The 13599-nt window shown below is 71.5% G+C and carries 16 protein-coding genes; 10 read left to right on the forward strand and 6 right to left on the reverse strand.

The features are described from left to right. The first annotated feature begins 9 nt into the window (after positions 1–9). Genes LCC91_RS08700 through LCC91_RS08715 form a run of 4 tightly spaced genes read left to right on the forward strand, consistent with a single transcriptional unit; the run spans position 10 to position 2779 of the window. Positions 10–966 (forward strand): pseudouridine synthase, encoded by a 957-nt coding sequence (locus tag LCC91_RS08700; protein WP_043698628.1) that lies wholly within the window; start codon positions 10–12, stop codon positions 964–966. Further along, the gene (locus LCC91_RS08705) at positions 963–2003 is read left to right on the forward strand and encodes an acyltransferase family protein (RefSeq protein WP_058615697.1); all 1041 of its coding nucleotides are present in this window, start codon (positions 963–965) and stop codon (positions 2001–2003) included. Before LCC91_RS08700 ends, LCC91_RS08705 begins: the two co-directional genes overlap by 4 nt. 51 nt (positions 2004–2054) lie before the next feature. Further along, on the forward strand, positions 2055–2462 hold the full coding sequence (locus tag LCC91_RS08710; protein WP_043698469.1) for a nucleotidyltransferase substrate binding protein: 408 nt from the start codon (positions 2055–2057) through the stop codon (positions 2460–2462). 11 nt (positions 2463–2473) lie between these two features. Beyond that, the gene (locus LCC91_RS08715) at positions 2474–2779 is read left to right on the forward strand and encodes a nucleotidyltransferase family protein (protein WP_052231348.1); all 306 of its coding nucleotides are present in this window, start codon (positions 2474–2476) and stop codon (positions 2777–2779) included. A 67-nt stretch (positions 2780–2846) separates the two neighbouring features. Here the strand turns inward: LCC91_RS08715 and alaS are convergent, their stop codons facing one another. Together alaS and LCC91_RS08725 are read right to left on the reverse strand one after the other, a co-directional pair. Continuing rightward, complete coding sequence (gene alaS, locus LCC91_RS08720; RefSeq protein WP_043698463.1) at positions 2847–5486, reverse strand: alanine--tRNA ligase; 2640 nt, start codon at positions 5484–5486, stop codon at positions 2847–2849. A gap of 32 nt (positions 5487–5518) precedes the next feature. Beyond that, positions 5519–6589: an NAD(P)H-dependent flavin oxidoreductase gene (locus LCC91_RS08725; RefSeq protein ID WP_143898459.1), complete on the reverse strand. Its 1071-nt coding sequence runs from the start codon at positions 6587–6589 to the stop codon at positions 5519–5521. 61 nt (positions 6590–6650) lie between these two features. Here LCC91_RS08725 and LCC91_RS08730 point away from each other — a divergent pair, with 61 nt between their 5' ends. Next, positions 6651–7217, forward strand: a complete 567-nt coding sequence (locus LCC91_RS08730; RefSeq protein WP_058615753.1) for a dihydrofolate reductase — start codon at positions 6651–6653, stop codon at positions 7215–7217. Here the strand turns inward: LCC91_RS08730 and LCC91_RS08735 are convergent. The 4 genes from LCC91_RS08735 to ffh form a co-directional block, all read right to left on the reverse strand. Further along, entirely contained in the window at positions 7169–7558 is a 390-nt protein-coding gene (locus LCC91_RS08735; RefSeq protein ID WP_143898461.1) for an HI0074 family nucleotidyltransferase substrate-binding subunit, read from the reverse strand. The two genes, LCC91_RS08730 and LCC91_RS08735, sit on opposite strands and share 49 nt — an antisense overlap. Continuing rightward, positions 7543–7869 (reverse strand): nucleotidyltransferase family protein, encoded by a 327-nt coding sequence (locus tag LCC91_RS08740; RefSeq protein ID WP_143898463.1) that lies wholly within the window; start codon positions 7867–7869, stop codon positions 7543–7545. Before LCC91_RS08740 ends, LCC91_RS08735 begins: the two co-directional genes overlap by 16 nt. 55 nt (positions 7870–7924) lie before the next feature. Then, positions 7925–8542 carry a hypothetical protein gene (locus LCC91_RS08745; protein WP_143898464.1) on the reverse strand — a complete coding sequence of 206 codons (618 nt, stop codon included), beginning with the start codon at positions 8540–8542 and terminating at the stop codon, positions 7925–7927. Between the two features lie 92 nt (positions 8543–8634). Further along, complete coding sequence (ffh, locus tag LCC91_RS08750; RefSeq protein WP_143898466.1) at positions 8635–9999, reverse strand: signal recognition particle protein; 1365 nt, start codon at positions 9997–9999, stop codon at positions 8635–8637. Between the two features lie 31 nt (positions 10000–10030). Between ffh and LCC91_RS08755 the strand changes: the two genes are divergently transcribed. Genes LCC91_RS08755 through LCC91_RS08775 form a run of 5 tightly spaced genes read left to right on the forward strand, consistent with a single transcriptional unit; the run spans position 10031 to position 13492 of the window. Continuing rightward, positions 10031–10825, forward strand: a complete 795-nt coding sequence (locus tag LCC91_RS08755; protein WP_058615706.1) for a cytochrome C assembly family protein — start codon at positions 10031–10033, stop codon at positions 10823–10825. 12 nt (positions 10826–10837) lie between these two features. Next, positions 10838–11086 carry a PP0621 family protein gene (locus LCC91_RS08760; RefSeq protein ID WP_058615707.1) on the forward strand — a complete coding sequence of 83 codons (249 nt, stop codon included), beginning with the start codon at positions 10838–10840 and terminating at the stop codon, positions 11084–11086. Beyond that, positions 11058–12788 carry a sensor histidine kinase gene (locus LCC91_RS08765; RefSeq protein WP_143898468.1) on the forward strand — a complete coding sequence of 577 codons (1731 nt, stop codon included), beginning with the start codon at positions 11058–11060 and terminating at the stop codon, positions 12786–12788. Before LCC91_RS08760 ends, LCC91_RS08765 begins: the two co-directional genes overlap by 29 nt. Before the next feature lie 43 nt (positions 12789–12831). Further along, positions 12832–13116, forward strand: coding sequence for a nucleotidyltransferase family protein (locus LCC91_RS08770; protein ID WP_043698441.1), 285 nt, complete (start codon positions 12832–12834; stop codon positions 13114–13116). A gap of 22 nt (positions 13117–13138) precedes the next feature. Continuing rightward, positions 13139–13492 (forward strand): HepT-like ribonuclease domain-containing protein, encoded by a 354-nt coding sequence (locus LCC91_RS08775; RefSeq protein ID WP_043698438.1) that lies wholly within the window; start codon positions 13139–13141, stop codon positions 13490–13492. The last annotated feature ends 107 nt before the right edge of the window (positions 13493–13599 follow it).

The raw sequence follows: 13599 nt of genomic DNA on the forward strand, positions 1-13599 counted from the left end.
GCCGCCGCGATGGCCCGGCTGCCCAAAAACGCCGCGATCCCGATGCGCGACGGCGTCTCGCCCAGTTGCGTGGCGCTGCCGCGGCTGCGCCACTGCCCGTGGCCGACGCTGCTGGACTACCTGAGCGAGCGGCTGCCCCGCATCACCCGTGACGAATGGCGCGCTCGCCTGCGCGCCGGCGAGGTCGTCGACGACGACGGCCGCGCCCTCACCGAACACACCCCCTACCTGCACGGCCAGCGCGTGTACTACTGGCGCACGCTCGCCGACGAGGCGCCGGTGCCGTTCGCCGAGAGCATCGTCTTCCGCGACGAGCACCTGCTGGTGGCGGACAAGCCGCACTTTCTGCCGGTCACGCCCGGCGGGCGCTATGTGCGCGAAACCCTGCTCGTGCGCCTCAAGCGCGCGCTGGGCCTGCCGGAACTCAGCCCGCTGCACCGCATCGACCGCGAAACGGCTGGATTGGTCGTTTTCAGCGTGCGCGCGCAAGACCGCGACGCGTACCAGCGGCTGTTCCGCGAGCGCCGCGTCGAGAAAGTCTACGAGGCCATCGCCCCGTGGCGCGGCGACCTGCCTTGGCCCGTGCGCCGCACCACGCACCTGCGTGAGGACGAAGCAGCCTTCTACCGCATGCGCGAGGCCCGCGCCGACGAGGGGCTGCCCCCGAACAGCGAAACCTGGATCGAGCCGATCGAGCGCCTGGGGGCCGATGGGGCGCTGGCGCGCTACCGGCTGCGCCCCGTCACCGGCAAGCGCCACCAGCTGCGCGTGCACATGGCGGCGCTGGGCATCCCCATCGTCGGCGACCAGTTCTACCCCGTCACGCGCCGCGGCCCGGATGAGCCGGAGGACTACGCCGAGCCGCTGCAGCTGCTGGCGCGCGCCATCTCCTTCGACGACCCCGTCACCGGACAGCGGCGCCGCTTCGAGAGCGGGCTACACCTCACCCCGGCGGGAATCGCATGACGCCGGTTCGCCACCCCCTCGTCGATGCGCTGAAGGTCGTGGCCGCGCAACTGATCGTGTGGCATCACCTGTCGGCGTACGGCCCGCTGTCGGACGCGTTGTGGGCGCAGGCGCCGGCGACCGCGGACTGGCTGTACGACCACGCCCGCAAGGCGGTGCAGGTGTTTCTGGTCGTCGGGGGCTTTCTGGCCGCCGGGACGCTGGTGCAGGCGGTCGATGGCCGCCGTTTTCTGTCTCTCGTGGGTCAACGCTACCGGCGGCTGGTGCCCCCGTTTCTCGTGGCGCTGGCCCTGGCGGCCGGCACCGCCACCGTGCTGCATCGCTGGCTGTCACCCGACCTCCAACTCGCGTCGGGCTCGGTGGGCACGTGGCTGGCGCACGCGCTGCTGCTGCACGATGTCGTCGATGTGCCGGCCATCGCGGCGGGCGCGTGGTATGTAGCGATCGACTTCCAGCTCCATGCGCTGCTGGCGGGTCTGGCCTGGCTGGCCACCCGGCTGACCCGCCCCGAACGGCGGCACGGAATGGCGCTGGCCCTGCTGATCGGTCTGGCGGGTGCCTCGCTGCTGCACGTCAACCGCCTGCCGGAGTGGGATCCGTGGGCCCTGTACTTCGTCGGCAGCTATGGCCTGGGTGTGCTGGCGGCACAGGCCACCCGCGGCCACCGGGCGGCATGGGTCGCGGCCATCGTGGCCATCGGCGTGGCCGCGCTCGCCATCGAGTGGCGCGACCGCATCGCGTTGTCGCTGACGGTGGCCGTGCTGCTGGCGGCGTGGGCAACCCAGCATGCGCCAGCCTCACCAATAGCGCAGCCGCCGCTGCTGCTGCGCCTGCTGGCCGCCGGAGCCGACCGTTCCTATGCGCTATTCCTGACCCACTACCCGTTGGTGCTGGCGGGCAACGCGGCGCTGGCGCGCTGGCCGGACCTGACGGCACACGCCTGGGGGGTGGCCGGCACCGGCTGGGTCGCGGGCCTCGTGGTGGCGTGGGCCTTCGCCCGCTGGGTCGAACAGCCCCTGTACCGGCGCCTGCGTTAGGGTCAGGGCGCTGCTACCATGCCGCCAACGACACCCGCAGGGTTCTCCGCGATGACGCACGATATCCGTTGGAAGCAGCGTTTTCAGAACTTCGAACGTGCCCTTGAACAGCTCCGCCGGGCCGTGACGCTACGGCGCGAGCGGCCGCTGAGCGATCTGGAAGAACAGGGGCTGATCCAGGGCTTCGAGTTCACGCACGAACTGGCGTGGAACGTGCTGAAGGACTACCTGGAAATGGAGGGCATCCAGGGCCTGGTCGGCTCGCGCAGCACGGTGCGTGAGGCGTTCAAGCGCGGCCTGATCACCGACGGCGAGGTGTGGATGGACATGATCGACAAGCGCAACCTCTCCAGCCACACCTACAACGAAGCGATCGCCCGCGAGATCGCCGAGGCGGTCGTGCAGCGGTTCTACCCGGCCTTCGTCGCGTTGCAGCATCGCCTGGCCGCCGAACGATGACCCCTGACACCATGTTTGGCCTGTCGGCCCGCACGCTGGCGACGCTACGCGCGATTCTGGCCACCGAGCCGCGCGTCACCCGCGCCGTCCTGTTCGGCTCGCGGGCGCTGGGCACGCACCGCACGGGATCGGATATCGACGTCGCGCTGTTCGGCGAGGGCATCGACCTGGACACCCTCAGCCGCCTGCACCGGCGGTTCGACGAATCGTCGCTGCCGTACCAAGTGGACCTGTGCGCCTGGGAGCGCATCGACAACCCCGCGCTGCGCGAGCACATCGAACGGGTCGGGCGCGTCCTCTACCCCGGCGGGGAGTGACGCGCCAGCCAACCGTTGCGCACCGCCCGGAGCGCCCCCCGGAACCGGCAGCGCCCGGGGCGCGTCATCAGACGCGCGCCGCCACCCAGTCGCGCACGCCCGCCAGCGCCTCGGGCAGCCGGGCCGCGTCGGTGCCTCCGGCCATCGCCATGTCGGGCTTGCCGCCGCCTTTGCCGCCGAGCGGCTGCGCCACGGCGTTGACCAGCTCGCCGGCCTTGAGGCCGCGCGCCACCAGATCGGCCGTCACCCCGGCGCACAACTGGACCTTGCCGGCGTCCACGCTGGCGAGCACCACCACGGCGCTGCCCAGCTTGTCCTTGAGCTTGTCCGCCGTCTCGCGCAGCGTCTTGGCGTCGGCGCCGTCCAGCCGCGCGGCCAGCACTTTGATCCCCTGCACGTCCACCGCCTGCGCGGCCAGCTCGTCGCCCTGCGCCGAGGCGAGCTTGCCCTTGAGCGCGGCGACTTCCTTTTCCAGCGCGCGGATCTGCTCCTGCGCCTGGGCGATGCGCGGCACCAGCTCCGGCACCGGCGCCTTCAGCGCCGCCGCGGCATCGTGCACCTGCGCCTCCAGCGCCTGCAGATACGCCAGCGCCCCCTCGCCCGTGACGGCCTCCACGCGCCGGACCCCCGCCGCCACGCCGCCTTCGGCGACGATCTTGAACAGCCCAATGTCGCCGGTGCGGCGCACGTGCGTGCCACCGCAGAGTTCGCGGCTGCTGCCGATATCCAGCACGCGCACCGTCTCGCCATACTTCTCGCCAAACAGCATCATCGCGCCGGCGGCCTTGGCCTCCTCCAGCGCCATCACGCGCGCCTGCGTGTCGGTGTTGGCCAGGATTTCGGCGTTGACGCGCGCCTCCACCGCACGGATCTGCTCCGCCGTCAGCGGCGCGTTGTGCGCAAAGTCGAAGCGCGTGCGCTCCGGCGTCACCAGCGATCCCTTTTGCTGCACGTGCTCGCCCAGCACCTCGCGCAGCGCCTTGTGCATCAGGTGCGTGGCGGAGTGGTTGCGCATCGTCGCCACGCGGCGCGCACCGTCCACCTGCGCCGTCACGTGGTCACCCACGGCAATGACGCCCTGCGCCACAACGCCGTGGTGCCCGTGCACCTGGGCCTTGATCTTCTGCGTGTCGAGCACCTCGAAGCGCGCCGAGCCGCTCACGAGCACGCCGCTGTCGCCCACCTGACCGCCGCTCTCGGCATAAAACGGCGTCTCGCCCAGCACGACGATGCCGGACTGGCCGGCCTTCAGTTCCGCCACCGGCGTGCCCTCGTGGTAGAGCGCCACCACCTTGGCCTGCGCCTGCAGATGCTCGTAACCGACGAAGCGGTTGTCCGGCCCGGCGTAATCGAGCACGCGGTCCATCTTGAACTTGCCGGCGGCGCGCGCCTGCTCGCGCTGCTGCTGCATCGCCGATTCGAACCCGGCCACGTCCACCGCCACGCCACGCTCGCGGCAGACGTCGTTCGTCAGGTCCAGTGGAAAGCCGTAGGTGTCGTGCAGCTTGAACGCCACGTCGCCCGGCAGCGTCGTCTGGCCACCGGCCAGCGCCGCGTCCAGAATCGCCATGCCGTGCTCGAGCGTCTCGTAAAAGCGCTCCTCCTCCGCCCGCAGCACATCCATCACGCGCTGCGCGTTGGCCGCGAGGTGCGGGTACGCCTCGCCCATCTGCGCGACCAGATCCGGCACCAGCTTGTGGAAGAACGGGGCCTTGCGCCCGAGCTTGTAGCCGTGGCGGATCGCGCGGCGGATGATGCGCCGCTGCACGTAGCCGCGTCCTTCATTGCTGGGGATGACACCGTCGGCGACGAGGAACGCCGTGGCGCGGATGTGGTCGGCGATCACGCGCAGACTCGGGCTGTTCAGGTCCGTCGCCCCCGTCTCGCGCGCGGCGGCGCGGATCAGCGCCTGGAACAGGTCGATCTCGTAGTTGCTGTGCACGCCCTGCAGAATGGCGGCGATGCGCTCCAGCCCCATGCCCGTGTCCACGCACGGCGCCGGCAGCGGCCGCACCGAGCCGTCCGGCTGCATGTCGAACTGCATGAACACGTTGTTCCAGATCTCGATGTAGCGGTCGCCGTCCGCATCCGGGCTGCCGGGCGGGCCGCCGGGCACCTCGGGCCCGTGGTCATAAAAGATTTCCGAGCACGGTCCGCACGGCCCCGTGTCGGCCATCATCCAGAAGTTGTCACTCTGGTACTTGCCGCCCTTGTTGTCGCCGATGCGCACCACGCGCTCGGGCGGCAGGCCGATCTCTTTGGTCCAGATGTCGTAGGCCTCGTCGTCCTCGTGATAGACGGTGGCCCACAGGCGGTCGGGCGGCAGCCGGAATACGTCGGTCAGCAGCTCCCACGCCCACTTCAGCGACTCGCGCTTGAAGTAGTCGCCAAACGACCAGTTGCCCAGCATCTCGAAGAACGTGTGGTGCCGCGCGGTGTAGCCGACGTTTTCCAGGTCGTTGTGCTTGCCCCCGGCGCGCAGGCACGCCTGCACCGACGCCGCGCGCACGTACGGCCGCTTGTCGGTGCCCAGAAAGACGTCCTTGAACTGCACCATGCCCGAGTTGGTGAACATCAACGTCGGGTCGTTGGCGGGCACCAGCGGGCTGGACGGCACCACGGTGTGGCCGCGCTGGGCGAAGAAGTCCAAAAACGTGCGCCGGATGTCGGCCACGGAAAACATCGGTCGGTCGGCGGCTTGGCTCATGTCGTTCGAATGCGTTGGGGTAACCCTTCATTTTACGGGGGCCAGCCCACGGCCAGCGCCTGCGTCAGCGCGGCCGCGGGCTGCGGCCGGCACAGCGGCGCAGCCTGACCGGCCCACAGCGGCGTCCAGTCATCGCGCCCGGCCGCCTCGGCGTGCGCGCGCAACGGCGCGATCCCGTGCGCCGCCAGCGGGAACGCCGGTGCGTCCGCGCACCACCCCAGCGGCCCAGTGGCGAGCGCGCGCATCGCGTGGTTGACGATGCCGCGCGCCGGCCGCCCCGTGAACACGTTGGTCAGCGCCGTGTGCGCTGCGGCGGGACTTTGCAACGCCGCCCGGTGCAGCGGGTGCGGGGTCGCCTCCGGGCACAACAGGTAGGCCGTCCCCACCTGCACCGCGGCCGCCCCCAGCGCGCGCGCCGCGGCCACGCCGCGCGCATCCGCGATCCCGCCGGCGGCGATCACCGGCACGCGCACCGCCCGCACGACCTGGGGCAGCAGAGCCATCGTCCCCACCTGCGTGCTCAGGTCGTCGCTGAGGAACATGCCGCGGTGTCCGCCCGCCTCAAGCCCCTGGGCGATGATGGCGTCCGCCCCGTGCCGCTCCAGCCAGCGCGCCTCCTCCACCGTCGTGGCGGACGACAGGACCACCGCGCCCCACGACTTGACGAACGCGAGCAGCTCCGGCGCCGGCAGCCCGAAATGAAAACTCACCACCGGCGGCCGAAACGCCGCCACCAGCTCGGCGACCGCCGCGTCGAACGGGGCGCGCGCCGCCACTGCCGGCCCGTCGGGCGGGGTCAGGCCTGCGTCGTGGTAGTGCGGCGCCAGCCGCGCCATCCACGCCGCCTCACGCGCCGCCTCACGCGCCGGGTCGTGCGCCGGCGGCGTGTGACAGAAAAAATTCACCGCGTACGGCCCCTGGGCCGCAGCGCGCAGCCGCTCCAGCTCAGCCCGCAAGGCCGGCGCCGACAGCGTCGCCGCCGGCAGCGACCCCAGCCCACCCGCCGCGGTGACGGCCAGCGCGAGCGCGCTGTCCTGCGCCCCCGCCATCGGCGCCTGGATGATGGGCAGGCGCAACCCCAACCGCTGGAACCATGCGTTCATGCCGCCATTGTCGGGCACGGGGCCCCCACCGGGGGAACGCTGCGGTATGCTGCGCGCCGCCATGCGACTCAACCTGATCTTCGCCCGCGCCGCCAATGGTGTCATCGGCTGCACCCGCGACGGGGTGCCTGCTCTGCCCTGGCACCTGCCGGAAGACCTGGCGCATTTCCGCCGCCTCACGCACGGCTGTCCGGTCATCATGGGCCGCACCACGTGGGCGTCGCTGCCGCCGCGCTTTCGGCCACTGCCCGGGCGGGTCAATCTGGTGCTGACGCGCGACCCGGCCACGGCTGCAGCGCTGCGCGACGCGGGCGCGGTGCCGGCGGGCAGCCTGGACGAGGCACTCGCCCACTGCCGCGCGCTGCGCGGCGCGGACGGCCAGCCGCCCGCAGAGGTCTGGGTCATCGGCGGCGCGCAGGTGTATGCACAGGCCGAGCCACTCGCGCAGCGCGCCGTCGTCACGGAAATCGGCCGCGCCTTCGACGGCGACGCGCACGCCCCGGTGCTGGGGCCTAACTGGCGTGAAACCGCGCGCGAGCCCCACGTCAGCGCCAACGGCCTGCCGTTCGCCTTCGTGACCTACGAGCGCGCGAGCCGCTCCAGCCAGACCTGCATCAACGACCGGTAACGCGGCAGCGCCGCAAAAATCTCGTCAGCCAGCGCCTCGTCGTACGTGTGCGCGGTGAGGTTGCGGTGATCGACCATCGCCAGGGCCAGCCGCGCCTCCTCCTCGTCGAGCAGGCCGTTTTCCAGCGATGCGCGGATGATGGGCTTGGGCGACGCCAGCTCGACTCCGAAGCGGTCGCGAAGCACGGCCTGCGCCGCTTTCCAGATCGCCTCGAAGGTGTATTCGAACCGCTGGATCGACGCGTCGCGAATGATCGGCGAGGGCGGCTCCTGCGCCAACGCCTGCAGCGACACCAAAGCACGCCGCGCGACGTCCAGACGCCGGGTCAGCCGATCTTCCACGCCTCCCCCTCGGTGTCGATCGCACGGCGCAGCGGCTCGGAGGCCGACCGGTAATCGACCACATCCACCCGGAAAGGAATGGGCGACTCCTCCAGCGCCTCGCGCACGCGCGCCAGCGCATCCCGCGGCAGCGGCTGCGGCGCCACCAGCGCCACGTCGATGTCCGATCCCCGGCGGGCATCGCCCCGCGCCCGGGAACCAAACAGCCACACTTCCGCCCCGTGGCGCTGCACCAGCGGCAGCAAAATCCGCCGCAGCGCCTCCCGATCCCGGGGGTCGAGTCGCGTCCATGCATCGGCTGGTCGGGTCATGCGGCCATTGTAGGCAAGCCATCCACGCCGTGCGACACCCGCGGGCGGGTGCGGCTCACCGCGCAGGCGGGCGCAGATAGCGCTCGTCGGACCACGTGGCCAGCCACTGCGGCGCAAAGGCGACGAATACCGCGGCGAACAAGCCGGTCAGGAACGCATCCCCCCACGCCATCAGCCAGCGCGCCACCAGCGCCTCGTGCAGCGTGACGCCGCCCATCAGGTGGTGGATGCCCTCGTACAGCGCGCCGGAGGCGAACAGCGCTACCGCCGTGCCCAGGAACCCGCGACCCAGCGTGTAGATGAACACGTTGGGCGGCAGCCAGCGCCGCAGCGCCGCGCCGATCGCCAGCGCCAGCGTCGCCGGCACCAGGCCCACCCACACCCATTGCGACAGCACGGCCTCGGCGGACGTGCCCCCGATCGCCCACACCGCCAGCGCCACCAGCGCCAGCACCGGCACTGCCAGCGGCCAGCCCAGCATCAGCACCAGCAGGCTCGCGCCGGAGAACTGCACCGCCATGCCGGCCGGCAGTTTTTGCGGCAGCAGCCAAAACCACGGCAGCAGCACCAAGGCCGCCAGCGCCGGCCCGAGCAGCGGCCCGCGCAGCAGCCGCCACGGCCGCACGACCAAAGCGGCCGCCAGCGCCACGGCGCTCAGCATGATTTCCAGCATCCACACAGTGCCGCGATGCTACGCCGACCCGCGCCGGTGGCGCTTGCGCTGGATCAATCGCCCCTGTGCCGACCCGCACAGGAGCTGCGGCGTCACATCCCGAGCAGTCCGGGCAGGCCCTTCATGCCGCCCAGCCGCCGCATCATCTTCATCAGGCCGCCGCCCTTCATCTTCTTCATCATCGCCTGCATCTGCTCGAACTCCTTGAGCAGGCGGTTGACCTCCTGCACCTGCACGCCCGCACCGGCGGCGATGCGGCGCTTGCGGCTGGCCTTGATGATCTCCGGGTGGCGGCGCTCCTGCGGCGTCATCGCGCAGATGATGCCTTCCTTACGGCGAATGTCCTTCTCGGCGCGCTGCAGGTCGGCCTCGCCCGCCTTGGCGGCCAGTTGCGTCGGCAGCTTGTCCAGCAGGGTGCTCAAGCCCCCCATCTTCTTCATCTGGCGGATCTGCTCGAGAAAATCCTCCAGGTCGAAGCCACCGCTCTTGACCTTGGCCGCGAGCTTCTGCGCCTGCTGCAGGTCGACGCCGGCCGTGACCTGCTCCACCAGCGCGACGATGTCGCCCATGCCCAGCACGCGCCCCGCGTGCCGTTCGGTGTCGAACAGTTCCAGCCCGTCGATCTTTTCGCTCACGCCCGCGAACTTGATCGGCGCACCGGTGACCGCGCGCACCGACAGCGCCGCGCCGCCGCGCGAGTCACCGTCCAGCTTGGTCAGTACGATGCCCGTCAGCGGCAGCGCCTCGGCAAAGGCCTTGGCCGTGTTGACCGCGTCCTGGCCCTGCATCGCGTCGACGACGAACAGCGTCTCGACCGGCTTGAGCTCGGCGTGCAGCGCCTGGATCTCGCGCATCATCGCCTCGTCGATCGCGAGCCGCCCGGCCGTGTCGACGATCAGCACGTCGAAGTAGCGCTTACGCGCGTAATCCAGCGCCGCGCGCGCGATGTCGAGCGGCCGCTGATCCGGCGTGCTCGGGAACCACTCTGCCCCCGCCTGGCGCGTGACGGTCTTGAGCTGCTCGATCGCGGCGGGCCGGTACACGTCGCCGCTGACGGTGAGCACCTTCTTCTTGCGCCGCTCGATCAGCCACTTGGCCAGCTTGGCCGTGGTCGTCGTCTTGCCCGCGCCCTGCAGGCCCGCCATCAGGATCACCGCCGGCGGCTGCGTCGCGAGGTTCACGTCGGCCACGCCCTCGCCCATCGTCGCGGCGAGCTCGCGGTGGATGATGCCCACCAGCGCTTGGCCCGGCGTGAGCGACCCGACGACCTCCTGCCCCAGCGCCTTTTCCTTGACGCGGGCGATGAAGTCGCGCACCACCGGCAGCGCCACGTCGGCTTCGAGCAGCGCCATGCGCACCTCGCGCAGCATGTCCTGCACGTTGCCTTCGGTGATGCGGGCCTGGCCGCGGATTTCTTTGACCAGGCGCGACAGTTTTTCGGTCAGGGCAGAGGCCATCGGGGGGCTGAGCCTTCGTTACACTAAGCGGATGATTGTACCGGCGAGCCCTTGGTGGATGGTCGCGCCCGCGCTGGCCGCAGCGGCGGGCTACGCGGGCCTGGCAGCGGCCGGCGCACGGCTGCGGCGCTCCGCGACGACCGCATTGACGCTGGCCACCGTCGTGCTGCACGGGCTGGCGCTGGTCGCGTCGTTTTCCGCGTCGCCGGTGCGCTTTGGCTTCGCGCCCACGCTGTCGGTCACGGCGTGGCTGGTGCTCGCCGTCTACGCGCTGGAGACGCGCCTGTACCCCGCGCTCGCGACGCGCTGGACGCTCGCGGGGCTGGGTGTGCCCGCGGTGCTGCTGGCGCTCTTTTTTCCGGGAACGGCCTACCCCGCGCTGGCCAGCCCCTGGCTGCCGCTGCACTGGGCGCTGGGTTTTGCCTCCTATGGGCTGCTGGGGGTGGCGGTCGCGCACGCGTGGATGATGCAGCGCACCGAGCAGACCATCCGCCGCGGCGGCACCGCCCCCGCGCTGCCGCTGCTGACGCTGGAGCGGTTGACGTTTCGCTTCGTCTGGGGGGCGTTTGCGCTGCTGACGCTGACGCTGCTGGCGGGGTGGTATTTCACCGAGCTGCTGCGGCCCGCGGCTGGCTGGATCACGCACAAAACGGTCTTCACCGCGCTGTCGTGGGTGGTGCTCGCGGTGCTACTGTGGGGCCGCTGGCGCTGGGGCTGGCGCGGGCGGCTCGCGGTGCGCATGCTCTATGCAGCCGGCGGCCTGCTGCTGCTGGGTTACGTGGGCTCGCACTTCGTGCTCGAGGTCATCCTGCGCCGCGGCGTCTGAGGGTTCTCCGCGATGGTCAAGTGGCTGCTCGTCATCGCCGTCGTCGTACTGGGCTACCTCTGGTGGCGCCAGCAGCGGCTGGAGAAACGCCGCGCGCAGCGCCCCCGCCCGGCCCCGCCGCCTGGCCCGGCCCAGGCGGCGGCGCCGGCCCCGATGGTCCGCTGCCGCCACTGCGGCGTGCACCTGCCCGCGGCCGACGCGGTGCGCGGCGCGCTTGGGCCCTACTGCAGCGATGAACACCGCCGCCTCGCCGAAGGCTGATACTGCCCCGAACGCCGCGGGCGCCTCCATCTTCGCGCCCTCGTGGTACGCCCCGCTGCAGGCCGACGCCGACCCCGGCGGCGGCCTCCCCGAAGACGACCCCTTGTCGCCGCGCCTGTGGCGCAACCTGATGGCGGCGCGGGTGTTCGTCGCGGGCGCACTGTTGGCGCTCTTGACCACGGTCTGGTGGCGCGGCGGGGCACCGGTCTGGGTGCCGGTGGTGGTGGCGGTGTGGCTGGGGCTCGCCGCCGTCACGCTGGCCCTGCCGCGCCCGCGTGCGCCCGGCCATGCCGCGGCGCCGCAGTGGCTGCTGACCGTCTGGGCCGACCTCGCCGCGTTCGCCGCGCTGCAGCTCATCGCGCCCAGCGGCCTCAACGTCACGCCCCTGCTCGTCTGGCCCGTGCTGCTGGCCGCGGTCGCCGGGTCGCGCCTGCTCGCGCTGGGCAGCGCCGCGGCCGGCTCGCTCGTGCTGCTCGGCGCGGCGTGGCTGGACGCGCGCGGCGTGGCCGACACCGCCGCCTGGGTCCAGGCCGCGCTGGGCGGCAGCGGGCTGTTCCTCATCGCGCTGCTGGCCAACCACCTGGCGGCGCGCCTGGTGGGCGAGCACGCCGCGGCGCTGCGCCACCAGCGCATGGCGCGCCTGCACGCCCGCATCAACCGCCACATCGCCGGCGGCCTGACGGAGGGCATCGTCGTCACCGACGCGCGCGCGGCCCTCTGGTGGGCCAACCCGGCAGCGGCGCGCATCCTCGGCGTGCCGGACGACGCCGCCCCAAACCCAGGAACGCCGACGGCGCTGCGCCACACCCCCGGCTGGCCCGTGCTCGCCGGGTGGGTGCGTGGCGCGCTGGCCACCGCCGACGATGATGACGACACCGCGCCGCACACCCAGGACCTGACGCTGCCCCTGCCCGGCGGCGGGCAACGCCGGGTCCGGCTGCGCATCCACCCGGTCGCCACACACGGTCGGCTCGGCGCGGCCGTGGTCTTTCTGGACGACCTGCAGGTGCTGGAGCAGCGCCTGCACACCGAGCGGCTCGCGGCGATGGGGCGCGTCTCGGCCGCCGTGGCGCACGAAATCCGCAATCCGCTGGCCGCGATCGCCCAGGCGAGTGCCCTGCTGCTCGAAGACGACGCGCCCCCGGCCCAGCGGCAGCTGCTCACCCTCATCGAGCAAAACGCGCGGCGCATCGACCGCACGGTCAACGACGTGCTCGAAGCCGCCCACGCCCCAGCGCCGGACACGGTGTCCCCCGCCATCGCGCTCGATGCGACGGTGGACGCGGTCCTTGCCGACTGGCTGCGCCAACGCCCACAGGGCGAGCGGCTGCTGCGCCGCGCCGGGGCGCCGGATGCCCGCATTGCCTTCGACCCGGAACACCTGCGCCGCGTGCTCGTCAACCTGCTGGACAACGCCGACCGCCACGCCAGCGCCGCGCCGGCCAGCCTGCGCGTGGAAACCACGCGGGACGGCGCCCACGTCCGCCTCACCGTCTGGAACGACGGGCCCGAAATCCCCGCCGCCGTGCGCGCGCACCTGTTCGAGCCCTTCGCCACGTCCCAGAGCCGCTCCAGCGGCCTGGGCCTGTACCTGTCGCGCGAACTGTGCCAGCGCTATCATGCGACGTTGACGTACGCACGCGCGCAGCGCGACGGGCGCTGGGGGCATGCGTTCGAGGTCACCTGCCCGCGGTCGTCGTGATTCTGCGCCACCCCACGCCGCGTACGCCATCAGGAAAGCCGTCATGGATCCGATCGTCGAACGCCAACGCGAAGCGCTGCGAGCCCTCGCGCAGCGCCACGGGGTGCGCTCCCTCAAGCTCTTCGGTTCGATGGCCCGAGGTGACGCCACCAGCGACAGCGACGTCGACCTGCTCATCGACCCCCTGCCCGGTACGTCCGCGCTGGCCATCGGCGCGTTTTTGATGGAGACGCAGGAGCTTCTTGGCCGCAAAGTCGATGTGGTCTCCGTACGCGCCCTGCATCCGCTGTTGCGTGAACGCATCCTACAGGAGGCGATCCCCCTGTAGCGGGGGATCGGAAAGCCACCCGATGAAACCAACACGCGAGGCGGATCTCGTTTACGTCATGCACATGCTGGAGTGCATCGACCGGATCACCGATTACACGGCCGACGGCGAAAGCGCTTTTCGCGCCTCCCGCCTGATACAGGACGCCGTCATCCGCAACCTGCAAATCATGGCGGAGTCGAGCCAGCGCGTGTCGGAAACCTCGCGACTGTGCGCACCGGAGATCCCCTGGAAAGCGATTTCCGGCTTCCGCAATGTCCTGGTCCACGACTACCTCTCGCTGGACATCGACCTCATCTGGCCCGTGGTGGCGCGCGACCTCCCCGCACTGCGCGCGGGACTCGAGCGGCTGCGTGATCGGCTGAGAACAGCCTGATGGCAGGTAAGCGATGACAACGGCTAAGCGCACGGGCTGTGCCAGCGCTATCATGCGTCGCTGACGTACACACGCGCGCAGCGCGACGGGCGCTGGGGGCACGCGTT

Source organism: Tepidimonas taiwanensis (assembly GCF_020162115.1).
Taxonomy (GTDB): domain Bacteria; phylum Pseudomonadota; class Gammaproteobacteria; order Burkholderiales; family Burkholderiaceae_C; genus Tepidimonas; species Tepidimonas taiwanensis.